Below are 24,360 nucleotides of genomic sequence, written 5' to 3' on the forward strand. Positions count from 1 at the left end.
GTTAGCGTGGCTAAAATATTAATTTATATCTGTTATGCTATTGTAGGGAGCACACTCGGCGTTGTCGGAGCCCCTTATCTATGGCATGCAATTTTTGGCAATGATGTATCACCGTTTTTAGACAACTCGATTGTTAATACGATTATTGGTCTTATAGTGTTTGTAGTATTATTTTCTTGGGCAATTAAACATATCGAGCGTGGTTTAAGAACAATTGAAAGTTTCCTTGCAAAAACATCGAATACAAGCGTTTTGTTCGGTAGTTTAGGATTGATTGTAGGTTTGATTATTTCATTTTTACTTAGCTTACCAATTGGCCAAATTGAAGTGCCAATTATAAGCAATGTTTTACCAATCTTATTAGCGATTTTCTTTGGGTATTTAGGTGTTCGCATGGGGATTACTCGTAAAGAAGAATGGATCAATATCATAACGCTTAAAAATACTGGTAAGAAGAAACAAGCTGAAGCAGTTGTTAAAGAAAAAGAAATTAAAGAAAAACCGAAATTTCTAGATACAAGTGTTGTCATTGATGGTCGTATTGCTGATATTATCCGTACAGGATTTTTAGAAGGGCCTATTATGATTCCGTTGTTTGTGCTAGAAGAATTACAACATATTGCAGATAGCTCAGATTCACTGAAACGTACAAAAGGTCGACGTGGATTAGATATACTTAATGCATTGCAAAACGAAAAACAAGTTGAGGTTAAAATGTTTGAAGGCGATTATGAAGATATTACAGAAGTGGATAGCAAACTTGTTCGTGCAGCGAAAGAATTCGAAGGAATTGTTGTCACTAACGACTATAACTTAAATAAAGTGTGTGAGTTCCAAAAAATTCCTGTATTGAATATTAACGATTTAGCTAACGCAGTAAAACCCGTCGTATTACCTGGGGAAAAATTAAATTTACTTGTCGTTAAAGACGGTAAGGAAAGAAACCAAGGAATTGGTTACCTTGATGATGGAACGATGATTGTTGTAGAAGAAGGTCGTCGCTATATCAACCAGACCATTGATGTTGTGGTTACTAGTGTGTTACAAACATCGGCTGGTCGTATGATATTCGCTAAAGCGCATAAATAAGCGAGGCTAAATTATGGAAAAATATGATGCAATCGTATTGGCTGCTGGTGTTGGTCGCCGAATGGCAGCAACAAAAAATAAAGTCTTATTAACACTTGATGATGGACGAACGATTATAGAACATACTGTAATGGCATTTTTAGAGGACAGCCAGTGTGCGAGAATTGTGTTAGTTGTACAAGCCGATGATCACTCCGAAATAACGGATATCATTGCCAACGTTGAAGGTAATGAAAACATTATGTTAGTCATTGGTGGACGAGAACGCCAAGATAGTGTGAAAATAGGGTTGCAAGAATTACAAAATGGTGCGAATATAGTAATGGTACATGATGGTGCTCGCCCCTTTATTCAAAATGAAACACTTGAACGAGTGTTTGAAAAAGCACGGGAAACTGGTGCTGCAATTGTGGGTGTGCCAGTGAAGGATACGATTAAACGAGTGATCGAAGGTGCTGTTGTAGAAACAGTTGAGCGCGCGTGTTTATGCCAAGCGCAAACACCACAAGCATTTCGGCTAGAGCTATTAAAAGCTGCGCATAAATATGCTGAAGAAGTCGCTTTTCTAGGTACTGATGAAGCGTCACTGGTTGAACAACTAGGTATCACCGTTCACGTGGTCAAGGGTTCTTATCAAAACATTAAAATAACAACACCAGAGGATATGGTACTAGCGCAAGCTATTCTTAAACAGTTAAAAGAGGAGCGATAACGATGAGCGTGAGAATTGGTCAAGGATACGACGTACATCAACTTGTTGAAGGGCGTTTACTTGTCCTTGGAGGAATTGTGATTCCTCATACAAAAGGACTGTTAGGTCATTCTGATGCCGATGTTTTATTACATGCTATCATAGATGCATTACTGGGAGCTGCAGGACATCGTGATATTGGGTACTTCTTTCCAGATACAGATGACGCGTTTAAAGATATCGATTCAAAACAACTGTTGCGACAAGTTTGGGTGAAAGTGCAGCAAGAGGGTTATCAGTTAGGTAATATTGATAGTACCATCGTGGCGCAAAAACCACATCTTTCAATTCATATCCCGTTAATGCAACAAACAATTGCGGATATTATGAAGGTAGACCCAACACAAATAGGTATTAAGGCAACAACCAATGAACACCTCGGCCCTATTGGTCGGGAAGAAGGGATTGCTGCATTAGCTGTGGCACTCTTAGAAAAATAAATTAAAAGCAACATTCCATAAGGAGGAATTTTACAGTGAGTAAACGTATTCGTGTGCGTTATGCACCAAGCCCAACAGGACATTTACATATTGGTAATGCCCGTACAGCAATTTTTAACTATTTATATGCCCGTCATGCAGGTGGCGATTTTGTTTTACGTATTGAAGATACAGATTTAAAACGTAACGTCGCAGATGGTGAAACAAGTCAAATCGAATTTTTACAATGGTTAGGACTTGAGTGGTCAGAAGGCGTAACAAATGAAGGGCAAACAGGCGAGTTTGGACCTTATCGTCAATCTGAGCGTAATGAAATTTATGCGGAATTGATTGAAGAATTGTTAGAAAAAAACTTAGCCTATAAAGCTTACGATACAGAAGAAGAGTTAGCAGCAGAACGTGAAGCTCAAATCGCTGCAAGCACGATGCCACGTTACTCTGGTCGTGATGCCAACTTAACAGAAGCGGAAATCGCTGCCTATGAAGCAAAAGGCCTAAAACCAAGTATTCGTTTCCGTGTACCAGCAAATCGTACGTTTGCTTTTGACGATATTGTCAAAGGGAATGTATCATTTGAATCAAAAGATATCGGTGACTGGGTTATCTGCAAGAAAGATGGTATTCCAACTTATAACTTCGCTGTTGTAGCAGATGATCATCTGATGGAAATGACACATATCTTGCGTGGGGATGACCACATCTCAAATACACCAAAACAATTGATGATTTATGATGCATTTGGTTGGGACGTGCCTGTCTTTGGCCATATGACATTAATCGTAAATGACCAACATAAAAAATTAAGTAAACGTGATGAGTCAATCATCCAATTTATTGAACAATATGCGGAATTGGGTTATTTACCAGAAGCGTTATTCAACTTTATTACAATGTTAGGTTGGTCACCAGAAGGTGAAGAAGAAATTTTCAGTAAAGAAGAGTTTATTAAAATATTCGATCCTGCTCGTTTGTCACATTCACCAGCTGTTTTTGATAAAGCGAAGTTACAATGGATGAACAACCAATATGTTAAACAACTGAACTTGGAACAAGTGGTTGAGTTGGCATTACCATTCTTGCAAAAAGCAGGTCGTTTACCAGAAACGCTTACTGAGGAACAACATGCTTGGGCGACAAACTTGATTTCTCTTTACCACCAACAAATGAGTTATGGCGCTGAAATTGTTGAATTGACAGATATGTTCTTTACAGAGCATGTGACATTTAACGACGAAGAAAAAGAAGTGTTAGCTGGCGAAACAGTACCAACAGTTTTAGCAGCATTTGCCGCACAATTAGAAGCGTTAACTGACGAAGAATTTGTGGCTGAAAACATTAAGCCAACAATTAAAGCGGTACAAAAAGAAACAGGCGTGAAAGGTAAAAACCTCTTTATGCCAATACGTGTCGCAACAACGGGACAAATGCATGGCCCAGAATTGCCACAAGCAATTGAAGTGTTAGGTAAAGAAGTTGTACTTGCTCGTCTGCGTAAATTAGCGTAATTATTTTTCAGTTGCATGAATGTTATATTCTGCGTATAATTAAGTTAACTATAAAATGATCGTCAATAAGAAGAAGTAATCGAATCCGTTTTTTATAGAGACAATCAGCTAGGCTGGAACTGATTGAAAGACACTCGATGAAATGCCTCTTAGAGACTCTATTTGAATTAAGTAGGATAGAGCGTTCACTGTGCGTTAAACAGATAAGTTGGGAGTGTTCGATTGCTCCAAACAGAGTGGAACCGCGTGAACACGTCTCTGTCATTAGACAGGGGCGTTTTTTGTGCGAAAATCAAAAGAATTCGAGGGATAGTTTATGTTTCGTCATATTAAAGAACAACTTGATGTTGTACTATTGAATGATCCAGCAGCCTCTTCACGCTTGGAAGTGTTTTTGACATACTCGGGTGTGCATGCAATTTGGAGCCATCGACTGGCACATTTTTTCTACCGTCATCGCTGTAAATTGTTGGCACGTATTATTTCACAAGGGAATCGATTTTTTACAGGTATTGAAATTCACCCAGGTGCTAAAATTGGCCGTCGTGTGTTTATCGATCATGGTATGGGATTGGTTGTAGGTGAGACATGTGAGATTGGTAATGATGTTATCTTGCATCATGGTGTTACCTTAGGTGGAACAGGGCATGACACGGGCTGGCGTCATCCGATTATTAAAGATCGAGCATTTATATCCGGTGATGTGCAAATACTGGGTCCAATTATTATTGGCGAAGATAGCAAAATTGGGGCAGGTGCAGTGGTCATTAATGATATACCTGACAAAGCTACTGCTGTTGGCGTACCTGCGAGAGTCATCCGTATAGGTGATAAACGAATTGACGTAGCCGATAAAGCAAAACAACTTGAAAATCGAATCGATGAATTAAATACTGAATTAAAAAAATTAGTAAAAGAAGTAGCAGCAATTCGCGAAGGAAAAGAGGAGAAATAATGAGTATACAAGTTTATAATACGTTGACCCGACAAAAAGAAGTTTTTGAACCGATCAAAAAAGGCGAAGTGAAAATGTATGTGTGTGGACCGACTGTTTACAACTATATACATATCGGCAACGCGCGTCCTATTATTGTGTTTGATACTGTTCGTCGTTATTTTGAATACCGAGGATATAATGTGAAATTTGTTTCGAATTTTACAGATGTTGACGATAAGTTAATTCGTGTGGCAAATGAATTAAAAATGACGGTACCTGAAGTGGCTGATCGTTTTATTAAAGCCTATAAAGAAGATACAAGTGCATTAGGTGTAACGGAAGCGGATGTTCATCCACGTGTTACAGAAAATATGCCTGAGATTATTTCATTGATTGAAACGTTAGTGGCGAAAGATTTTGCTTACGAAAGTAACGGTGATGTATATTACCGTACGCGTAAATTTAAAACATACGGACAATTAGCACAACAATCATTACATGATTTGAAAGTTGGCGCTCGTGTTGAAGCGGATGAAGCGAAACAAGATCCACTAGATTTTGTATTGTGGAAAGCAGCGAAACCAGATGAAATTAGTTGGACAAGTCCTTGGGGCGAAGGTCGTCCAGGCTGGCACATCGAATGTTCAGCAATGGCTGAAAAATATTTAGGCAAAACAATTGATATCCATGCGGGTGGACAAGATCTGACGTTCCCTCATCATGAAAATGAAATTGCACAGTCTGAAGCGGCACATGATCAAACATTTGCACGTTACTGGATGCATAATGGTTACATGAATATTGACGATGAAAAAATGTCAAAATCGGTAGGAAACTTTATCACCGTTCATGATATGTTAAAAACACATGACCCCATCGTCTTCCGATTCTTTATGCTAAGTGTCCATTATCGTAACCCCATCAACTATAGCCCTTCATTGTTGGAAGACGCTAAAAGTGGGTTAGAACGTTTGCAGACAGCTTATTTTAACTTGAAGCATCGTTTGTCTGTTGCGTTGGAAAATGAGCCTGTTGATGCGGATGAATGGTATGAACAACTCAATGATGTTCAACGTGATTTTGAACATGAAATGGATGATGATTTCAACACAGCGAATGCCATTACAACGCTTTACGATTTAGCAAAACGTGCTAATATTTATATAGCTAAAGATCAGGTTGGTTTTGGTGTTTTAGAAGCCTTCATGCATGCTTTTGAAAAATATTTTGCTATCTTAGGCTTAACGCTAGAAGTGCAACACACTATTTCTGATAATCATTTAAGTGATGAAGCAATTGAAGCGTTGATTGAAGAACGTGATACTGCTCGTAAAGAGCGTGATTTTGAACGTTCTGACGAAATTCGTGACTTGTTTAAAGAACAAAACATTACATTAGAAGATACCCCACAAGGGACTCGCTGGAAAAGAGGATAAACATGGCTGATTTAAAACAACTGAATGGATTAGCGTTAGCCTATATGGGTGATGCGATTTTTGAAGTTGCTGTACGTGATCATTTATTACGTCAAGGAAAAACAAATCCGAACCGTCTGCATACAACAGCGACACAGTATGTAAGTGCTAAAGCACAAGATCAAATTTTGAAACATTGGCTAGCGACAGAAGCACTCACTGATTTTGAAGTAACAATCGTAAATCGTGGACGTAATGCCAAATCAAAAACGGTTCGTAAAAATACAGATTTAATGACATATCGTTATTCGACCGCTTTTGAAGCATTGATAGGTTATCTTTATTTAACAGAAGCGACGGAACGTTTAAATGAATTAATGAATTCAGCGATTGCTTTTCATGACGCTGTAATTGAAAAAGGAGGAAAATAAAATGGCAGATGATATTATTGCAGGACGTAACCCCGTCCTTGAGGTATTACGCTCAGATCGTGATATTAATAAAGTATGGTTACAAGAAGGAACAGAAAAAGGTGTAGGTTCACAAATTTTAGCACTTGCTAAAAAACGTGGCGTGCAAGTACAGATGATTCCTAAACAAAAGATGAGCCAATTAACAGATCAAGTGCACCAAGGAGTTGCAGCTCAAGTTGCAGCGTATCAATATGCTGAATTAGAAGATTTATTTAAAGCCGCAGAAGAAAAAGGCGAAGATCCTTTCTTCTTAATCTTGGATGAATTGGAAGATCCTCATAACTTAGGTTCGATTATGCGTACTGCTGACACTGTAGGTGCACACGGTATTATTATTCCCAAACGTCGTGCAGTTGGTTTGACAGCGACTGTTGCGAAAGCTTCAACTGGAGCAATTGAACATGTACCCGTTGTTCGTGTAACGAATATTGTTCGTACGATTGAAGATTTACAAAAAAGAGGCGTTTGGATTTTCGGAACAGACGCATCAGCAAAAGAAGATTATCGTTCAATGGACCCAACTTTACCTTTAGCATTAGTTATCGGAAGTGAAGGTCGTGGGATCTCACGCCTTGCTGTTGAAAAATGTGATTTCTTGGTGAGCTTACCAATGCGTGGACATGTAACATCATTGAACGCTTCAGTTGCTGCCAGTTTATTGATGTTTGAAGTCTTGCGTAAACGTTTGCCACTAGGTAAGTAATATGAAGACGATTCTGTTTGTCGACGGATATAATGTCATTGGCAATTGGGAACATCTTGAACGGATTAAACGGCAATCCATTGCGCAAGCGCGCGATCAATTGCTTGAAGAATTGGCAGACTACATTGCTTACACAGGCTATCGAACAATTGTTGTGTTTGATGCGCAATTTGTACAGGGTAAAGAAAGTGAAAGCATGTATAAGAAAATGAAAATTGTCTTTACAGAAGAAAACCGTATCGCAGATGAATATATTGAAGCGCATGCACGTGATTATATGAATGCGTCTACAAATGTAATTGTTGCTACAAGTGATGCGACTGAACAGTGGCAGATTTTTGGGCAAGGGGCGTTAAGACTTTCAGCGCGAGAGTTGTTGATTGAAATTCGTGAAATGGCTAGCCAAGTTCAACAAGATATTAAGGCTATCCATCAGAAAACACCTAAATTGACATCTAATTTAGATCCCAAAACCAAAGAAACGTTAGAACGCTGGCGTCGTGGAAGTATGCCTAATGATTGACGTTTTTCACGTACTTACTTATAATGAAGTCACTTAATAGATTGATGAGACATGAGGTGAATGCTAATGTCAGTAGATTCAATACAACGTGAAGAAGAAGCGCGAATGATTGTTGCAGCTAAAAATGGTGACTTAATGGCATTCAATCAGTTGTTAAAGCAGTTCAATCCACTTATAAAAGGCGTTGTTAGCAGCTACTATTTAAAGATGGGCGACCGCGATGATTTAATGCAAGAAGCTTCAATTGGTTTTTTTAAAGCAGTCCGAGACTATGACTTTGAGGCAGAGGCATCCTTTCGAACCTTTGTGAGATTGTGCATTGATCGACAACTTATTACAGCAATAAAAAGTGCAACACGAAAAAAACACGAAATGTTAACAAATTCACTATCTTTGGACATGCCTCTAGCGACTGATGCATCAGAAGATTGGACGTTGTTAGATATTATATCAGCGCAAAAAGCATACGGATCACCGGAAGAAGCGCTAATGGAGCAAGAAGGAGAGTCGCGCTTATTAAAAAAACTTAATGAGCGTTTGACTGCTTTTGAAAAAAAAGTCGCGGTGGAATATATTTCTGGTAAAAGTTACCAAGAAATTGCTAAAGCCTTGTCGAAGACGGAAAAATCGATTGACAATGCTCTGCAACGGATTCGTAAAAAAGCTAGTTTACCTTAAAAGTGTTATCGGCTGAATTTGACAAAAAAAAACGAACGTGTTACGATTTTTTATAGATTAAGTACAGAAACAAGAGGAGTGTCAAACGTGCAAAAAAAAGCATCCTTAGCGTGTGTGGAGTGCGGTTCTCGTAATTATACAATTACGTTGGGTGCATCAGCTCGTACAACTCGTTTAGAAATGAATAAACATTGTAAATATTGTAAAAAACATACAAAACACCGTGAAACAAAATAGTAGAGATGAGAGAGAATTGAGGTAATTAACCATGGCAAGCAAACAAGGTTTTTTCAAAGGCGTTAAAAGTGAATTAGGAAAAGTAGTTTGGCCAACAGGCAAAGAAGTAATTAACTACACAACAATCGTTGTTTTCACTGTTGCCTTTTTAGCGTTATTCTTTATGCTAACTGACTGGGGCATTGGCTCATTAGTTGAAATGATTACAAAGGATTAACTTTTATTTTGGCAATGATAGTGCTATACTAGGACTACGAGAGAAACCCGCATGCGAAAAACGGGTTTTTTATTTTGGTGAAATTAACTATTTTTATATGAGGAGGGTTGAGAAAGCTCCAACGGAGACTTTCTAATAAATTATGAATAAAGATTGGTATGTAGTACACACTTACTCTGGTTACGAAAATAAGGTGAAAATCAACCTTGAAAAACGAATTGAATCAATGGGAATGGATGATAAAATCTTCCGCGTATTAGTTCCTGAAGAAGAAGAAACAGAAACAAAAAATGGTAAAACAAAAGTTGTTAAACATAAAGTATTCCCAGGATACGTATTAGTAGAATTAATTATGACAGATGATTCTTGGTACGTTGTACGTAACACACCAGGCGTAACAGGATTTGTTGGTTCAGCTGGTTCGGGTTCTAAACCATCACCAATGCTTGATGAAGAAATCGAACGCGTATTCCGTAACATGGGCGTTGAAGATAACACAGTGGAATTAGATTACGTATTAGGCGATACAGTAATGGTTAAAGAAGGACCGTTTGCTGAATTTGCAGGTAAAATCACTGAAATTGATGAAGCTAAAGGTAAAGCACGTGTTATCGTTGATATGTTTGGCCGTGAAACACCAGTCGAAGTTGATTTCGATCAAATCGAAAAACTTTAAGAAATGAAAGTATCTTTAACATTTCTCTAAAAAATTGGAAAAACAAAAACATTCATTAGACTAGAAATCTTAAATGAGGGTTGACTGATTCACGTCGACTTTACTATTTAGATTTCAGCTCTAATGTTTTTTGTTGTTCTGAAATTACTGTTATCGTTGCGAGTTTACTCGCTTACGAGAACAGTATGGGACGGGGCTTATCATGGGGAATTGAGTGCCATTTCTTTATTAACAGGAATTGAGTACCATTAGATCGAGGTGCTAGAGAACAAAAACAACGTTAGAGATACCGAATACCAAAATAGATTCTACGGTCGAAAATAAAAAACCAGTGTTAGGGAGATACATTTTTAAATATATCAGCGTTAGCTATTCTGCTAACGATAAAAAATACAGTATTAAACGGATGGTTGACTTCACATCATTTTCAGTAAAGGGTGGAACTCGAGATGCTCAGCTAAGTTTATACAGAAAATGATATTATTTTTTTGTATGAATAAATATAAGGGCGGCATGTTACTATATCAAATAAAGACAACTATTATTGAAATATTATGTTGACGAAATCATTTTGAGATGATAGAATTCAAAGGTACGTGTTCAAACGTATCAGCCAAGAGCAAAGATGAGTGGGAGGGTGTAAAGCACCCAATTTAACCACATCACTGACTTAAGGAGGTGTGTCTCATGGCTAAGAAAGTAACGAAAGTAGTAAAATTACAAATCCCTGCAGGTAAAGCAAATCCAGCGCCGCCGGTAGGTCCTGCGTTAGGTCAAGCAGGTGTTAACATCATGGGCTTCTGTAAAGAGTTTAACGCTCGTACACAAGACCAAGCAGGTTTAATTATCCCTGTAGTTATTTCTGTATTTGAAGATCGTTCATTTACATTTGTAACAAAAACACCACCAGCAGCTGTTTTACTTAAAAAAGCAGCAGGTCTTGAAAAAGGTTCTGGTGAACCAAACAAAGTCAAAGTTGCAACTGTTAAACGCGATAAAGTACGTGAAATCGCTGAAACAAAAATGCCTGACTTAAACGCAAGTAGTGTTGAAGCTGCTATGCTTATGGTTGAAGGTACTGCACGTTCAATGGGTATCACAATCGAAGATTAATCTTTGAGGATGCTTTTGAATAGGCATGTTTTGTTTTAAAAGGTTGTGCTTTTGGTACGACCTTAAAGGTGGGAGGAAATTCCGCTAATACCACATTTGAGGAGGAGAATAAAAAATGGTTAAGAAAAGCAAAAAATATATCGAAGCTGCTAAAAAAATTGACGCAGATAAAGCTTATGTTGCATCTGAAGCTCTTGATTTAGTGCAAGAAATTGACTTTGTTAATTTCGACGCAACAATCGAATTGTCATACCGCTTAGGAGTAGATCCTAAACAAGCGGATCAACAAATTCGTGGCGCTGTTGTTTTACCGAACGGTACTGGTAAAACTCAACGTGTTTTAGTATTAGCAAAAGGCGCTAAAGCTGCTGAAGCTGAAGCTGCTGGTGCTGATTACGTAGGTGAATCTGAATACCTTGAGAAAATCCAAGGTGGATGGTTTGATTTCGACGTAATCGTTGCAACTCCAGACATGATGGGCCAAATTGGTCGTTTAGGCCGTGTATTAGGACCTAAAGGTTTAATGCCTAACCCTAAAACTGGAACAGTTACAATGGACGTTACTAAAGCTGTTAACGACATTAAAGCTGGTAAAGTTGAATACCGTGTTGATAAAGTAGGTAACCTACAATTCATCATTGGTAAAAAATCTTTCGGTACTGAAAAATTAATGGAAAACTTCAAAGCTGTACATGAAGTTGTTCTTAAAGCTAAACCGTCATCATCTAAAGGTGTTTACATTAAAAACTTAGCAGTTGCTTCAACAATGGGACCTGGTCTTAAAGTTGATCCTTCAACTCTTGGTTAATAGTTGACAACATCCGATTGTTCTGATATTATTTAGAACATTGGTGATAACTAAATATCTCTTACCGTAGACAGTAGGGAACGCTTGCGTTTTAAAAACCTACCGAGGATTTTTTGATTGCTGATTTATCAGTAAAACCTCTGACGCTATCTACGGTGTGCAGAGGTTTTTTATTGCTTATAATGAAGTGTCAATAATTTTAGAGGAGGTGTAAATTTTGAGTCAAGCTGCTATTGAAGTCAAAAAAGGTTTGGTTTCTGAAATCCAAACAAAATTAGAAAATAGTGTATCTACTATCGTCGTTGACTATCGTGGTCTTACAGTTGAGCAAGTAACCGAATTACGTAAACAATTACGTGAAGCTGGTGTTGAACTTAAAGTGTTGAAAAACGGTTTAGTTCGTCGTGCTGCTACTGCTGCAAACTACGAAGGTTTAAACGAGGTTTTAACAGGTCCTAACGCAATCGCATTCAGTAATGATGACGTTGTTGCTCCTGCTAAAATCCTTTACGATTTCGCGAAAGTGAATGAAGCGTTAGAAATTAAAGCTGGCGTAATCGAAGGTAACGTGGTTAGTGCTGAAGAAATTAACACTATCGCTTCCCTACCATCACGCGAAGGTTTACTTTCAATGTTGGTATCAGTTTTACAAGCGCCAATGCGTAATTTCGCAATGCTTACTAAAGCTGTTGCAGAACAAAAAGAACAAGAAGAAGCATAAAAAAACTATAATAATGGAGGAATAATATCATGGCCTTAAATATTGAAGATATCATTGCATCTGTAAAAGAAGCAACTGTTGTAGAATTAAACGATTTAGTAAAAGCAATCGAAGAAGAATTTGGTGTAACTGCTGCTGCTCCTGTAGCTGCTGCTGCTGCTGGTGCTGCTGCTGAAGAAAAAACTGAGTTTGATGTTGAATTAACATCTGCTGGTTCTTCTAAAGTTAAAGTAATCAAAGTAGTACGTACTGTTACTGGCTTAGGCTTAAAAGAAGCTAAAGAAATGGTAGATAACGCTCCTAAAGTAATCAAAGAAGCTGCTGCTAAAGCTGAAGCTGAAGAAATTCTAGCTCAACTTGAAGAAGCTGGCGCAAGCGCTGTTATTAAATAATTATTATTTAAAACGAAGCGTAAATACAGAACTGTTTGTTTAAGTTGTAACTAACCTGTCTAAGGATGTGTTAGATATGATTGTTGGTGTGTCTTGCCGTCGTTGATTTATATCAATTGCGGTAAGTAAATCAACAAGGGCTTAATACAAACAGCTCTTTTTTTCTTTATTTATAAGAATAAGATTCCTCTATAAAGAAAAGGAGGGATAAAAATGGAACGACACTATTATACGAAGAATACAGATTTAGCACATGAACGAAAACAGCTTGAATTTCAACTTAGAGGACAAGCTTTACGTTTTACTAGCGATGCAGGTGTGTTTTCTAAAAACACAATCGATTTTGGAACGCGCGTATTACTCGAAGCCTTTGAAATGCCAACGATAGCGGGAGATATTCTCGATGTTGGTTGTGGATATGGGCCTATTGGTTTGGCTTTAGCGAAAGAAGCGAGCGAACGAACAGTGCATATGGTTGATGTTAATGATCGAGCGTTGGAATTATCGCTTGAAAATGCACAAATTAACGGAGTGGCGAATGTGAGTGTGTACGAAAGTGCAGCTTATGCTCAGGTTGAAAAACAAGATTTCGCAGCGATTTTAACAAACCCTCCGATTCGGGCAGGGAAACAAGTTGTGCACGAAATTTTAGCGCAGTCTTATGAGTATTTAAAAAGCGGTGGATCGATTTGGGCTGTGATTCAAAAGAAACAAGGTGCGCCATCGGCACAAGAGAAGTTGATTACTGTTTTTGGCAACTGTGAGATTGTAACGAAAGAAAAAGGCTATTGGATATTACGCAGCGAAAAGTCTTGACAGTAGTACGGTATTGTTGTATGATATTATAATGCCAATATAATAGGTATCATTGGGCGGTTTTTTTGTTGGCCTAAAAACCTAATGATAGCTTTTTAAGGTTGGAAACAGGCTATATAGCGGTGTTTTCAGCTATGGATAAACGGTGTATTGCACTGTTTAAAAAATACGAATCTTTGAGGGGTGAATGGGTTGACAGGACATGTTGAACAGTATGGACGTCATCGCCAACGCAGAAGTTTCGCACGTATCAGCGAAGTGTTGGAGTTACCAGATTTAATCGAAATTCAAACAGCTTCTTATCAGTGGTTTTTAGATGAGGGCTTAAAAGAAATGTTTCATGATATTTCTCCGATTGAAGATTTTGCGGGGAACTTATCTTTGGAATTTATTGATTATTCGTTAGGAGATCCCAAGTATTCAATTTGGGAATCAAAAGAGCGTGACGCTACTTACTCCGCGCCATTACGTGTGAAATTGCGTTTGATTAATAAAGAAACTGGCGAAGTGAAAGATCAAGAAGTCTTCATGGGTGATTTCCCATTGATGACGGAAATGGGTACTTTCATTATCAACGGAGCGGAACGTGTTATCGTTTCGCAATTAGTACGTTCTCCAGGCGTGTATTTCCATGATCGTATGGATAAAAATGGACGTCAAGGTTACGGGTCAACTGTGATTCCGAACCGTGGGGCTTGGTTAGAATTAGAAACTGATGCTAAAGATGTTGTTTACGTACGTATTGATCGTACGCGTAAATTACCTGCAACAGTATTATTGCGTGCATTAGGTTTCAGTACAGATCAAGAAATTGTCGATTTAATCGGTGATAACGAGTACTTGCGCAATACGCTTGAAAAAGACAACTCAGAAAACACTGACAAAGCGTTGCTAGAAATTTATGAGCGCTTACGTCCTGGTGAACCACCAACAGTAGAAAATGCTAAAAACTTATTGTACACGCGTTTCTTTGACGCACGTCGTTATGATTTAGCAAACGTTGGTCGTTATAAAATTAATAAAAAATTACATCCACAAAACCGTCTCTTTAATCAACGTTTAGCAGAAACATTAGTCAACCCTGAAACAGGTGAGATTGTTGCTTCTAAAGATGAGATTTTAGATCGTCGTAAATTGGATGCAATCATGGAGCAATTAGAGTCTGGTCTTGGATTCACGACTTTAACACCTCATGGTGGAGCACTTGAAGAACCAATTACTATTCAATCTATTAAAGTCTACTCTCCTACAGATGAAGACAAAGTGGTTAATGTTATTGGTAACGCGTACCTTGAAGATACAGTTAAGCATGTAACACCTGCTGATATTGTTGCTTCTGTAAGTTACTTCTTTGGCTTGTTACACGGCATCGGCGAAACAGACGATATTGACCATTTAGGTAACCGTCGTTTACGTTCTGTTGGTGAGTTGTTACAAAATCAATTCCGTATCGGTTTAAGCCGTATGGAACGTGTTGTACGTGAGCGTATGTCAATTCAAGATATGACTACAATTACGCCGCAACAATTGATTAACATCCGTCCAGTTGTAGCAGCAATTAAAGAGTTCTTTGGTAGCTCTCAATTATCACAATTCATGGATCAAACGAACCCGCTTGCCGAATTGACACATAAACGTCGTCTTTCAGCATTAGGACCTGGTGGTTTGACACGTGAACGTGCTGGTTTCGAAGTGCGAGATGTACATTATTCTCACTACGGCCGCATGTGCCCGATTGAAACGCCTGAGGGCCCGAACATCGGTTTAATTAACTCATTGTCTTCATATGCACGTGTAAACCGTTATGGCTTCATTGAAACGCCATACCGTCGTGTAGACCCTGAAACAAACGTTGTAACTAACGATATTGATTACTTGACTGCTGACGAAGAAGATAACTACGTTGTAGCTCAAGCAAACTCATTGTTAGATGAAAACGGTCAATTCTTGGATGAAGAAATCAAAGCGCGTTTCCGTTCTGAAAACTTAGCGGTAACAAAAGAACGCCTTGATTACATGGATGTTTCACCTAAGCAAGTTGTATCTGCCGCAACGGCATGTATTCCTTTCTTGGAAAACGATGACTCCAACCGTGCCCTCATGGGTGCCAACATGCAACGTCAAGCTGTTCCATTATTAAACCCTGAAGCGCCGTTTATCGGTACAGGTATGGAACACGTTGCTGCGCGAGATTCTGGAGCAGCAGTTAAAGCGAAACATGATGGTATCGTTGAACACGTTGAAGCGAAATACATTAAAGTACGTCGTATTGCAGAGATTGATGGTGCGGAAACAGAAGGACAAACTGATGTTTACCAACTTCAAAAATTTGCACGTTCTAACCCTGGTACTTGCTATAACCAAACACCAAGCGTAAGCGAAGGTGACCGTGTTGTTGTTGGTGACATCTTAGCTGATGGACCATCAATGGAACTTGGTGAAATGGCTTTAGGTCGTAACGTTCTTGTTGCTTTCATGACATGGGATGGTTACAACTATGAAGATGCGATTATCATGAACGAACGCCTTGTAAAAGACGACGTTTATACATCTGTTCATATTGAAGAGTATGAATCAGAAGCGCGTGACACGAAGCTTGGACCTGAAGAAATGACACGCGATATTCCAAACGTCGGCGACGACGCTTTGAAAGACTTAGACTCACGCGGTATTATCCGTGTTGGTGCTGAAGTTAAAGATGGTGATTTATTAGTTGGTAAAGTAACGCCTAAAGGTGTAACTGAATTAACTGCTGAAGAACGTCTATTGCATGCAATCTTTGGTGAAAAAGCACGTGAAGTACGTGATACATCACTTCGTGTACCTCACGGTGGTGGCGGTATTATCCTTGATGTTAAGACATTTACACGTGAAAACGGCGATGAATTAGCACCAGGCGTAAACCAATTAGTACGTGTTTATATCGTACAAAAACGTAAGATCCATGTCGGAGATAAAATGGCTGGACGTCACGGTAACAAAGGTGTTATCTCACGTATCCTTCCAGAAGAAGACATGCCTTATCTTCCAGATGGCACACCGGTTGACGTAATGTTAAACCCATTAGGTGTACCTTCTCGTATGAACATCGGACAAGTTCTTGAGTTGCACTTAGGTATGGCTGCTAGCAAATTAGGCATTCATATTGCAACACCTGTATTCGATGGCGCGAGTGAAGAAGACGTATGGAGCACAGTTGCAGAAGCTGGTATGGCAGAAGATGCGAAAACAATCGTATATGATGGTCGTACAGGTGAAGCAATGGATAACCGTGTTTCTGTTGGTATCATGTACATGATTAAATTAGCCCACATGGTTGATGATAAATTACATGCTCGTTCAACAGGACCTTACTCACTTGTTACGCAACAACCTCTTGGTGGTAAAGCACAATTTGGGGGACAACGTTTCGGTGAGATGGAAGTTTGGGCACTTGAAGCTTACGGTGCAGCTCATATCCTCCAAGAAATTCTTACTTACAAATCTGATGATGTTGTTGGACGTGTGCAAACATACGAAGCCATCGTCAAAGGTGAGAACTTACCACAACCTGGAATTCCTGAATCATTCAAAGTATTGATTAAAGAATTACAAAGTTTAGGTATGGATGTTAAAATGATGTCTGCTGAGGATGAAGAAATCGAATTACGTGAGCTTGATGATGAAGATTACGTAAAAGATGATGAGTTCTTAACACCATCTGCAGCTGTTAAAAAAGATGAACCTATTCAAGAAGAAACAAAACAAGACTAATTTAATGAAAACATGCGCACGAGCTGTATTTACAGTTCGTTATGCGTGTTTATATAAGAAAATGTCGGAGTTTTAACAGATAAACAAAAAACGATAGGGAGGTTGACCCCTTGTTAGATGTTAATAATTTTGAGTATATGAAAATAGGTTTAGCGTCACCTGATAAAATCCGCTCGTGGTCTTTTGGCGAAGTCAAAAAACCTGAAACAATTAACTACCGTACTTTAAAACCAGAACGTGATGGTCTTTTCTGTGAGCGTATCTTTGGACCAACCAAAGACTGGGAATGTTCATGTGGGAAATACAAACGCGTACGTTATAAAGGTGTTGTCTGCGATCGTTGTGGCGTTGAAGTCACAAAATCAAAAGTCCGCCGTGAACGTATGGGACACATCGAACTTGCTGCACCAGTATCACATATTTGGTACTTTAAAGGAATCCCAAGCCGTATGGGTCTTGTCTTAGACATGTCTCCTCGTGCGTTAGAAGAAGTTATCTACTTTGCATCATATGTAGTAACAGAAGCTGGCGATACTGCTTTAGATAAAAAACAATTATTATCAGAACGCGAATATCGCGCATACCGCGAAAAATATGGTCAATCTTTCCAAGCAGGAATGGGTGCTGAAGCAATCAAACGTCTTTTAGACGCTGTTGATTTAGAAGGCGAAGTTACTGAATTGAAAGAAGAGCTTAAATCAGCTCAAGGTCAACGTCGTACACGTGCTATCCGTCGTCTTGAAGTATTGGAAGCTTTCCGTCACTCCGGCAACAAGCCGAGCTGGATGGTATTAGACGTGTTACCTGTTATTCCACCGGAAATTCGTCCGATGGTACAACTTGAAGGTGGCCGTTTTGCAACAAGTGATTTAAATGATTTATATCGTCGTGTTATCAACCGTAACAACCGTTTGAAACGTTTACTAGACTTAGGTGCTCCAAGCATCATCGTTCAAAACGAAAAACGTATGTTACAAGAAGCTGTTGATGGCTTGATTGATAATGGTCGTCGTGGCCGTCCAGTAACTGGACCAGGTAACCGTCCATTGAAATCATTGTCACACATGTTAAAAGGTAAACAAGGGCGTTTCCGTCAAAACTTACTTGGTAAACGTGTTGACTACTCTGGTCGTTCAGTAATCGTCTGTGGACCTTCATTGAAAATGTACCAATGTGGTTTACCGCGCGAAATGGCAATTGAATTATTCAAACCATTCGTAATGCGTGAATTAACTCAACGTGGATTAGCTCACAACATCAAGAGCGCTAAACGTAAAATCGAACGTCACTCACCAGAAATTTGGGACGTTTTAGAAGACGTTATCCGTGAACACCCAGTGTTACTTAACCGAGCACCTACGCTTCACCGTTTAGGTATCCAAGCGTTTGAGCCAATCTTAGTTGAAGGCCGTGCGATTCGTCTTCACCCGTTAGTATGTACTGCATACAACGCCGATTTCGATGGTGACCAAATGGCGGTCCATGTACCTCTATCACCAGAAGCACAAGCTGAAGCACGTATCTTAATGTTAGCAGCAAACCACATTCTGAACCCTAAAGATGGTAAACCAGTTGTAACACCATCTCAAGATATGGTTCTTGGTAACTACTACTTAACATTAGAGCGTGAAAACATTGTTGGTGAAGGTCTTGTCTTTACTGATATTAACGAAGCAATGATTGCTTACCAAAACGGATACGTGCATTTGCACTCTCGTGTTGCGGTTGCAGCAGCTTCATTAGGAAATGAAACGTTCACAGCTGAGCAAAACAACCAGTTGTTGATCACTACTGTTGGTAAAATGATTTTCAACTCAATCTTACCACCATCATTCCCTTACTTGAATGAACCAACTAAAACGAATCTTGAAGTGGCTACGCCGTCTCAATATTTTGTTCCTACTACAACAGATGTGAAAGCACATATTGAAAAACAAGCGTTCTTATTACCTTTCAAAAAGAAAAACTTGGAAGAAATTATCGCTCAAATTTTCAAATTGTTCCACATTACTGAAACTTCAAAAATGTTAGACCGCATGAAAGATCAAGGTTTTAAATACTCGACACTTGCTGGTATTACAGTTGGTATCTCTGATATCATCGTCGTGAAAGATAAACCTGAAATTCTTGCTGCTTCTCATGATGAAGTGGATAACGTAACAAAAATGTTTAAACGTGGTTTAATGACAGACGAAGAGCGTTATGAACGTGTTATTGCGATTTGGAATGCAGCAAAAGATCAGTTACAAAACAAACTGATTGCAGGCTTAGATCGCTTAAACCCAATCTTCATGATGCAAGACTCTGGTGCCCGTGGTAACATCTCTAACTTTACGCAGTTAGCTGGTATGCGTGGTTTGATGGCCGATCCTTCTGGACGTATCGTTGAATTACCGATCACATCTAACTTCCGTGAAGGTCTAAACGTTCTTGAATACTTTATCTCATCACATGGTGCTCGTAAAGGTTTAACGGATACAGCTCTTAAAACAGCCGATTCAGGTTACCTTACTCGTCGTCTTGTAGATGTTGCGCAAGATGTTATCGTGCGTGAAACAAATGACGGTTCTGATCACGGTCTTCTTGTTTCTGATATTGTTGAAGGACCAGAGGTTATCGAAACATTAACTGAACGTCTTGAAGGTCGTTATTCTGCGAAGACAGTACGTCATCCAGAAACAAACGAAGTAATGATTCGTCCTGATGAATTATTCACACAAGAAATTGCTGAAGCAATTCCTGCTGCTGGTATTAAAGAAGTATGGATTCGTTCTGTATTTACATGTAATACTAAGCACGGTGTAAGTAAAATCAGTTACGGTAAAGACTTGTCAACCGGCTCAGAAGTTGAAGTTGGTGAAGCAGTTGGTATCGTTGCCGCACAATCTATCGGTGAGCCTGGTACACAGTTAACAATGCGTACTTTCCATACTGGTGGGGTTGCCGGATCGGATATTACACAAGGTTTACCTCGTATTCAAGAAATCTTCGAAGCACGTAACCCTAAAGGTCACGCTGTTATTACTGAATTAACTGGTGAAGTTAAAGCAATCGAAGAAAAAGCTAACCGTCAACGTGAAATCACTGTTACAGGTACACAAGAAACACGTACTTATACTGTACCAATGGTTGCTCGCTTGAAAGTTAAAGTCGGAGATGCAGTTCGTCGTGGTGATCCATTGATGGACGGTTCAATCGACCCTAAAGAATTACTTCATGTAACTGATGTTATCACTGTTGAAAACTATCTATTAGGTGAAGTTCAAAAAGTTTACCGTATGCAAGGTGTTGAAATCGCCGATAAACATATCGAAGTAATGGTTCGCCAAATGCTTCGTAAAGTACGTGTTCTTGATCCAGGTGAAACTGATATTTTACCAGGAACATTAATGGATATCAGCGCGTTTAAAGATGCCAACACAGATACAATCCTTTCTGGTGGTCAACCAGCTACGGGTCGTCCAGTGTTACTCGGTATTACTAAAGCATCTCTTGAAACTGAATCATTCTTATCTGCGGCTTCATTCCAGGAAACAACACGTGTGTTAACTGATGCAGCAATTAAAGGTAAGCGCGATAACTTAATCGGATTGAAAGAGAACGTTATCCTTGGTAAACTTGTACCAGCTGGTACAGGTATGCCTAAATATCGTAAAGCTGAAGCTAAACTCGTAGGCGCACAAGTTGCTACTGCGACAGAAGGTTCTGCTGAATAAATAAATTTTGTTTAACATTGGCGTTCGCACTCTCGCTAAGAGGGTGTGAACATTCTTTGTTAAAATAAAAATTCATTTGCGGTTGACGGATAGAATTCTAAATGGTAAGATATTTAAGGTACTTCATTTAGAAGTCATGAGATTTATAAAAACATGATCTGGTCGTTGTAGTTAACTACAACATTTTATTTTAAAATAAAAATGATACGCTTGGATATGTGTGCTTATTAAATCACAACAAACTATTACAATTTTCGGGAGGAGGAAAACAAAAATGCCTACTATTAACCAATTGGTACGTAAGCCGCGTAAAGCGTCTGTATCAAAATCAAAATCACCAGCATTAGGTAAAACTTACAACAGCTTCAAAAAAGCGCAATCAAACGTGAACTCTCCACAAAAACGTGGTGTATGTACGCGTGTTGGTACGATGACACCTCGTAAACCTAACTCGGCTTTACGTAAATATGCACGTGTTCGTTTGACTAACTCAATCGAAGTAACTGCATACATTCCAGGTATCGGTCACAACTTACAAGAACATAGTGTTGTTCTTATTCGTGGGGGACGCGTAAAAGATTTAGCTGGAGTACGTTATCACATCGTTCGTGGTGCTTTAGATACTGCAGGAGTAGACGGTCGTCTACAATCGCGTTCTAAATACGGAACTAAGAAACCTAAAAAATAATCTAACTAAGAAGGGAGGACATCTCAATGCCTCGTAAAGGTCCTGTTCAAAAGCGTGACGTTTTACCAGATCCAATGTACAACTCGAAATTGGTAACTCGTTTAATCAACAAAATGATGGTTGATGGTAAGCGCGGAAAATCACAAGCAATTTTATACTCAGCATTTGCTAAGATTGAATCAACTACTGGAACTCCAGCAATGGAAGTATTTGACCAAGCAATCAACAACATTATGCCAGTACTTGAAGTTAAAGCACGCCGTGTCGGTGGAGCTAACTACCAAGTGCCAATCGAAGTTCGTCCAGATCGTCGTTCAACTCTAGGGTTGCGTTGGTTAGTAAACTATTCACGTCTTCGTGGAGAGAAAACAATGGAAGAACGTTTAGCTAACGAAATCATGGATGCTGCTAACAACACTGGAGCAGCTGTTAAGAAACGTGAAGATACACACAAAATGGCTGAAGCCAACAAAGCTTTCGCTCACTACCGCTGGTAGGATTAAACAAGCAGTTTTTAGTACGTTTAGGAACTGCTGTTTAATTTAAATTACAATATGGAAGGAGAAATACCATAATGAAAAGAGAGTTCTCCTTAGAAAATACGCGTAACATTGGTATTATGGCTCATATCGATGCTGGTAAAACTACTGTTACAGAACGTATTCTCTTTTATACAGGTAAAATCCACAAAATTGGCGAAACACACGATGGTGGCGCGCAAATGGACTGGATGGAACAAGAGCAAGAACGTGGTATCACTATCACTTCTGCTGCAACAACAGCTGCATGGAAAAATCACCGTATCAACATTATCGATACACCAGGACACGTAGACTTCACTGTTGAAGTTGAACGTTCTTTACGTGTACTTGATGGTGCTGTGGCAGTACTTGATGCTCAATCAGGTGTTGAACCACAAACTGAAACAGTATGGCGTCAAGCTACTACTTACGGTGTTCCTCGTATTGTATTCATCAACAAAATGGATAAAATCGGAGCAGACTTCTTATACTCTTTAGGTACATTACATGACCGTTTGGATGCAAATGCAGGCGCAATTCAATTACCTATCGGTGCAGAAGATACGTTCAAAGGTGTTGTCGATTTAGTTGAGATGCAAGCTTATCTTTATGAAAATGAGTTAGGTGACGATCCTCATACTGTTGCTATCCCAGAAGATATGCAAGAGTTAGCTGAAGAGTACCGTGATAAATTAGTTGAGTCTATTGCAGACGTTGATGAAGCTATCATGGAAAAATACTTAGAAGGCGAAGAAGTTTCTACTCCTGAGCTTAAAGCTGCGATCCGTCGCGCAACACTTGCGGTAGAATTCTACCCTGTAGTTTGTGGTACTGCATTCAAAAACAAAGGTGTTCAACCAATGTTAGATGCTGTACTTGCTTACTTACCAGCTCCAACTGATGTACCTGCAATCGAAGGTACAACAATGGATGGCGAGCCAACTTCTCGTCCTTCATCAGATGAAGCAGAATTTTCTGCTTTAGCATTTAAAGTTATGACAGACCCTTATGTTGGTCGTTTAACATTCTTCCGTGTATACTCTGGTGTTTTACAATCCGGTTCTTACGTATTGAACTCATCTAAAGATAAACGTGAACGTGTTGGTCGTATTCTTCAAATGCATGCAAATCACCGTGAAGAGATTCCTGAAATCCACGCTGGTGATATCGCTGCTGCTGTAGGACTTAAAAACACAACTACTGGTGATACTCTATGTGACGAGAAACATCCCGTTATCTTAGAATCAATGGAATTCCCAGAACCAGTAATCTCGGTTGCTATTGAGCCTAAATCAAAAGCAGATCAAGATAAAATGGGTCAAGCTTTAGTTAAATTAGCTGAAGAAGATCCAACTTTCCGCGCTGAAACTGACCAAGAAACTGGTCAAACAATCATCTCTGGTATGGGTGAACTTCACTTAGATATCATTGTTGATCGTATGCGTCGTGAATTTAACGTTGAAGCTAACGTTGGTGATCCACAAGTTTCTTACCGTGAGTCATTCAAAACTTCAGCATCAGTTCAAGGTAAATTCGTTCGTCAATCAGGTGGTAAAGGTCAATACGGTGACGTATGGGTTGAGTTCTCTCCTAATGAAGAAGGAAAAGGCTTTGAATTTGAAAACGCAATCGTTGGTGGTGTTGTTCCTCGTGAGTACATCCCAGCAGTTGAAAAAGGTTTAGCAGACTCAATGGCCAATGGTCAATTAGCTGGTTACCCATTAATCGATGTTAAAGCTAAGCTTTATGATGGTTCTTACCATGATGTCGATTCAAATGAGACAGCTTTCCGTGTCGCTGCATCTTACGCATTGCGTGAAGCTTACAAAAAATGTAACCCTGCATTGTTAGAACCAATTGAACTTGTTGAGGTAGTAATGCCTGAAGAGTATCTTGGTGATATCATGGGTGACATCACAAGTCGTCGTGGTCGTGTAGACGGTATGGAAGCTCGTGGAAACGCTCAAGTTGTCCGCGCATTCGTACCATTATCTAACATGTTTGGATATGCTACTGACTTACGTTCTAAGACTCAAGGTCGTGGTGTTTATTCTATGCAGTTTGATCATTATGAAGAAGTTCCTAAATCTGTAGCTGAAGAAATCATTAAAGCCAATAAAGGTGAATAATTGATTTTTTACTGATTTTGAAGTATAAATATCATAGGTGGCATTATTACTGCCTATGA

At 39.1% G+C, this 24,360-nt stretch carries 23 protein-coding genes and 2 other annotated features; all 23 genes read left to right on the forward strand.

The genetic code is table 11. From position 1 onward, the window contains the following. Positions 1-6: 6 nt before the first annotated feature. The 23 genes from V6S17_RS00435 to fusA all read left to right on the forward strand — a co-directional run bounded on the left by V6S17_RS00435 (position 7) and on the right by fusA (position 24,301). Positions 7-1,089, forward strand: coding sequence for a PIN/TRAM domain-containing protein (locus tag V6S17_RS00435; RefSeq protein ID WP_029091567.1), 1,083 nt, complete (start codon positions 7-9; stop codon positions 1,087-1,089). Between the two features lie 13 nt (positions 1,090-1,102). Next, positions 1,103-1,801, forward strand: coding sequence for a 2-C-methyl-D-erythritol 4-phosphate cytidylyltransferase (gene ispD / locus V6S17_RS00440; RefSeq protein ID WP_036027310.1), 699 nt, complete (start codon positions 1,103-1,105; stop codon positions 1,799-1,801). A gap of 2 nt (positions 1,802-1,803) precedes the next feature. Next, entirely contained in the window at positions 1,804-2,280 is a 477-nt protein-coding gene (gene ispF, locus V6S17_RS00445) for a 2-C-methyl-D-erythritol 2,4-cyclodiphosphate synthase (RefSeq protein WP_029091565.1), read from the forward strand. A 35-nt stretch (positions 2,281-2,315) separates the two neighbouring features. Further along, a complete protein-coding gene (gene gltX, locus V6S17_RS00450; protein WP_029091564.1) occupies positions 2,316-3,785 on the forward strand; it encodes a glutamate--tRNA ligase in 1,470 nt (489 codons plus the stop codon). Between the two features lie 53 nt (positions 3,786-3,838). Continuing rightward, positions 3,839-4,048: a binding site (T-box leader), on the forward strand. 53 nt (positions 4,049-4,101) lie between these two features. Beyond that, a complete protein-coding gene (gene epsC / locus V6S17_RS00455) occupies positions 4,102-4,740 on the forward strand; it encodes a serine O-acetyltransferase EpsC (RefSeq protein ID WP_029091563.1) in 639 nt (212 codons plus the stop codon). Further along, a complete protein-coding gene (cysS, locus tag V6S17_RS00460) occupies positions 4,740-6,158 on the forward strand; it encodes a cysteine--tRNA ligase (protein ID WP_029091562.1) in 1,419 nt (472 codons plus the stop codon). Before epsC ends, cysS begins: the two co-directional genes overlap by 1 nt. A 2-nt stretch (positions 6,159-6,160) precedes the next feature. Then, on the forward strand, positions 6,161-6,568 hold the full coding sequence (locus V6S17_RS00465; protein WP_029091561.1) for a Mini-ribonuclease 3: 408 nt from the start codon (positions 6,161-6,163) through the stop codon (positions 6,566-6,568). Position 6,569: 1 nt separating this feature from the next. Next, positions 6,570-7,313 carry a 23S rRNA (guanosine(2251)-2'-O)-methyltransferase RlmB gene (gene rlmB / locus V6S17_RS00470; protein ID WP_029091560.1) on the forward strand — a complete coding sequence of 248 codons (744 nt, stop codon included), beginning with the start codon at positions 6,570-6,572 and terminating at the stop codon, positions 7,311-7,313. Position 7,314: 1 nt separating this feature from the next. After that, positions 7,315-7,836: an NYN domain-containing protein gene (locus V6S17_RS00475; RefSeq protein WP_029091559.1), complete on the forward strand. Its 522-nt coding sequence runs from the start codon at positions 7,315-7,317 to the stop codon at positions 7,834-7,836. A gap of 66 nt (positions 7,837-7,902) precedes the next feature. Continuing rightward, positions 7,903-8,514, forward strand: coding sequence for a sigma-70 family RNA polymerase sigma factor (locus V6S17_RS00480; RefSeq protein ID WP_036027306.1), 612 nt, complete (start codon positions 7,903-7,905; stop codon positions 8,512-8,514). A gap of 87 nt (positions 8,515-8,601) precedes the next feature. Next, on the forward strand, positions 8,602-8,751 hold the full coding sequence (rpmG, locus tag V6S17_RS00485; RefSeq protein WP_029091557.1) for a 50S ribosomal protein L33: 150 nt from the start codon (positions 8,602-8,604) through the stop codon (positions 8,749-8,751). 31 nt (positions 8,752-8,782) lie between these two features. Next, a complete protein-coding gene (secE, locus tag V6S17_RS00490; RefSeq protein ID WP_029091556.1) occupies positions 8,783-8,968 on the forward strand; it encodes a preprotein translocase subunit SecE in 186 nt (61 codons plus the stop codon). Positions 8,969-9,110: 142 nt separating this feature from the next. Further along, a complete protein-coding gene (nusG, locus tag V6S17_RS00495) occupies positions 9,111-9,644 on the forward strand; it encodes a transcription termination/antitermination protein NusG (protein ID WP_029091555.1) in 534 nt (177 codons plus the stop codon). A 687-nt stretch (positions 9,645-10,331) separates the two neighbouring features. Then, positions 10,332-10,757: a 50S ribosomal protein L11 gene (rplK, locus tag V6S17_RS00500; RefSeq protein ID WP_029091554.1), complete on the forward strand. Its 426-nt coding sequence runs from the start codon at positions 10,332-10,334 to the stop codon at positions 10,755-10,757. A 115-nt stretch (positions 10,758-10,872) separates the two neighbouring features. Then, positions 10,873-11,565 carry a 50S ribosomal protein L1 gene (gene rplA, locus V6S17_RS00505; protein ID WP_029091553.1) on the forward strand — a complete coding sequence of 231 codons (693 nt, stop codon included), beginning with the start codon at positions 10,873-10,875 and terminating at the stop codon, positions 11,563-11,565. 46 nt (positions 11,566-11,611) lie between these two features. After that, positions 11,612-11,746 (forward strand) — a sequence feature (ribosomal protein L10 leader region). 36 nt (positions 11,747-11,782) lie between these two features. Further along, positions 11,783-12,286 carry a 50S ribosomal protein L10 gene (gene rplJ, locus V6S17_RS00510; RefSeq protein ID WP_152792286.1) on the forward strand — a complete coding sequence of 168 codons (504 nt, stop codon included), beginning with the start codon at positions 11,783-11,785 and terminating at the stop codon, positions 12,284-12,286. Positions 12,287-12,315: 29 nt separating this feature from the next. Beyond that, positions 12,316-12,678: a 50S ribosomal protein L7/L12 gene (gene rplL, locus V6S17_RS00515; RefSeq protein WP_029091551.1), complete on the forward strand. Its 363-nt coding sequence runs from the start codon at positions 12,316-12,318 to the stop codon at positions 12,676-12,678. 213 nt (positions 12,679-12,891) lie between these two features. Further along, positions 12,892-13,494, forward strand: a complete 603-nt coding sequence (locus V6S17_RS00520) for a class I SAM-dependent methyltransferase (protein ID WP_029091550.1) — start codon at positions 12,892-12,894, stop codon at positions 13,492-13,494. A gap of 192 nt (positions 13,495-13,686) precedes the next feature. Then, the gene (gene rpoB / locus V6S17_RS00525) at positions 13,687-17,247 is read left to right on the forward strand and encodes a DNA-directed RNA polymerase subunit beta (protein ID WP_036027303.1); all 3,561 of its coding nucleotides are present in this window, start codon (positions 13,687-13,689) and stop codon (positions 17,245-17,247) included. Between the two features lie 110 nt (positions 17,248-17,357). Next, positions 17,358-20,963, forward strand: a complete 3,606-nt coding sequence (gene rpoC / locus V6S17_RS00530; protein ID WP_029091549.1) for a DNA-directed RNA polymerase subunit beta' — start codon at positions 17,358-17,360, stop codon at positions 20,961-20,963. Positions 20,964-21,237: 274 nt separating this feature from the next. Further along, entirely contained in the window at positions 21,238-21,651 is a 414-nt protein-coding gene (gene rpsL / locus V6S17_RS00535) for a 30S ribosomal protein S12 (RefSeq protein WP_029091548.1), read from the forward strand. A gap of 26 nt (positions 21,652-21,677) precedes the next feature. After that, on the forward strand, positions 21,678-22,148 hold the full coding sequence (gene rpsG / locus V6S17_RS00540; RefSeq protein ID WP_029091547.1) for a 30S ribosomal protein S7: 471 nt from the start codon (positions 21,678-21,680) through the stop codon (positions 22,146-22,148). A gap of 77 nt (positions 22,149-22,225) precedes the next feature. After that, on the forward strand, positions 22,226-24,301 hold the full coding sequence (fusA, locus tag V6S17_RS00545) for an elongation factor G (protein ID WP_029091546.1): 2,076 nt from the start codon (positions 22,226-22,228) through the stop codon (positions 24,299-24,301). Positions 24,302-24,360 lie beyond the last annotated feature (59 nt).

It is taken from the genome of Brochothrix thermosphacta DSM 20171 = FSL F6-1036 (assembly GCF_036884295.1).
GTDB classification, from domain to species: domain Bacteria; phylum Bacillota; class Bacilli; order Lactobacillales; family Listeriaceae; genus Brochothrix; species Brochothrix thermosphacta.

What these genes read in the sequence shown, in the direction of transcription:
- ispD (WP_036027310.1), top strand. Translation starts at nt 1,103, where the DNA reads ATGGAAAAATATGATGCAATCGTATTGGCTGCTGGTGTTGGTCGCCGA.
- ispF (WP_029091565.1), top strand. Translation starts at nt 1,804, where the DNA reads ATGAGCGTGAGAATTGGTCAAGGATACGACGTACATCAACTTGTTGAA.
- epsC (WP_029091563.1), top strand. Translation starts at nt 4,102, where the DNA reads ATGTTTCGTCATATTAAAGAACAACTTGATGTTGTACTATTGAATGAT.
- cysS (WP_029091562.1), top strand. Translation starts at nt 4,740, where the DNA reads ATGAGTATACAAGTTTATAATACGTTGACCCGACAAAAAGAAGTTTTT.
- V6S17_RS00465 (WP_029091561.1), top strand. Translation starts at nt 6,161, where the DNA reads ATGGCTGATTTAAAACAACTGAATGGATTAGCGTTAGCCTATATGGGT.
- rlmB (WP_029091560.1), top strand. Translation starts at nt 6,570, where the DNA reads ATGGCAGATGATATTATTGCAGGACGTAACCCCGTCCTTGAGGTATTA.
- V6S17_RS00475 (WP_029091559.1), top strand. Translation starts at nt 7,315, where the DNA reads ATGAAGACGATTCTGTTTGTCGACGGATATAATGTCATTGGCAATTGG.
- V6S17_RS00480 (WP_036027306.1), top strand. Translation starts at nt 7,903, where the DNA reads ATGTCAGTAGATTCAATACAACGTGAAGAAGAAGCGCGAATGATTGTT.
- secE (WP_029091556.1), top strand. Translation starts at nt 8,783, where the DNA reads ATGGCAAGCAAACAAGGTTTTTTCAAAGGCGTTAAAAGTGAATTAGGA.
- nusG (WP_029091555.1), top strand. Translation starts at nt 9,111, where the DNA reads ATGAATAAAGATTGGTATGTAGTACACACTTACTCTGGTTACGAAAAT.
- rplK (WP_029091554.1), top strand. Translation starts at nt 10,332, where the DNA reads ATGGCTAAGAAAGTAACGAAAGTAGTAAAATTACAAATCCCTGCAGGT.
- rplA (WP_029091553.1), top strand. Translation starts at nt 10,873, where the DNA reads ATGGTTAAGAAAAGCAAAAAATATATCGAAGCTGCTAAAAAAATTGAC.
- rplL (WP_029091551.1), top strand. Translation starts at nt 12,316, where the DNA reads ATGGCCTTAAATATTGAAGATATCATTGCATCTGTAAAAGAAGCAACT.
- V6S17_RS00520 (WP_029091550.1), top strand. Translation starts at nt 12,892, where the DNA reads ATGGAACGACACTATTATACGAAGAATACAGATTTAGCACATGAACGA.
- rpsL (WP_029091548.1), top strand. Translation starts at nt 21,238, where the DNA reads ATGCCTACTATTAACCAATTGGTACGTAAGCCGCGTAAAGCGTCTGTA.
- rpsG (WP_029091547.1), top strand. Translation starts at nt 21,678, where the DNA reads ATGCCTCGTAAAGGTCCTGTTCAAAAGCGTGACGTTTTACCAGATCCA.
- fusA (WP_029091546.1), top strand. Translation starts at nt 22,226, where the DNA reads ATGAAAAGAGAGTTCTCCTTAGAAAATACGCGTAACATTGGTATTATG.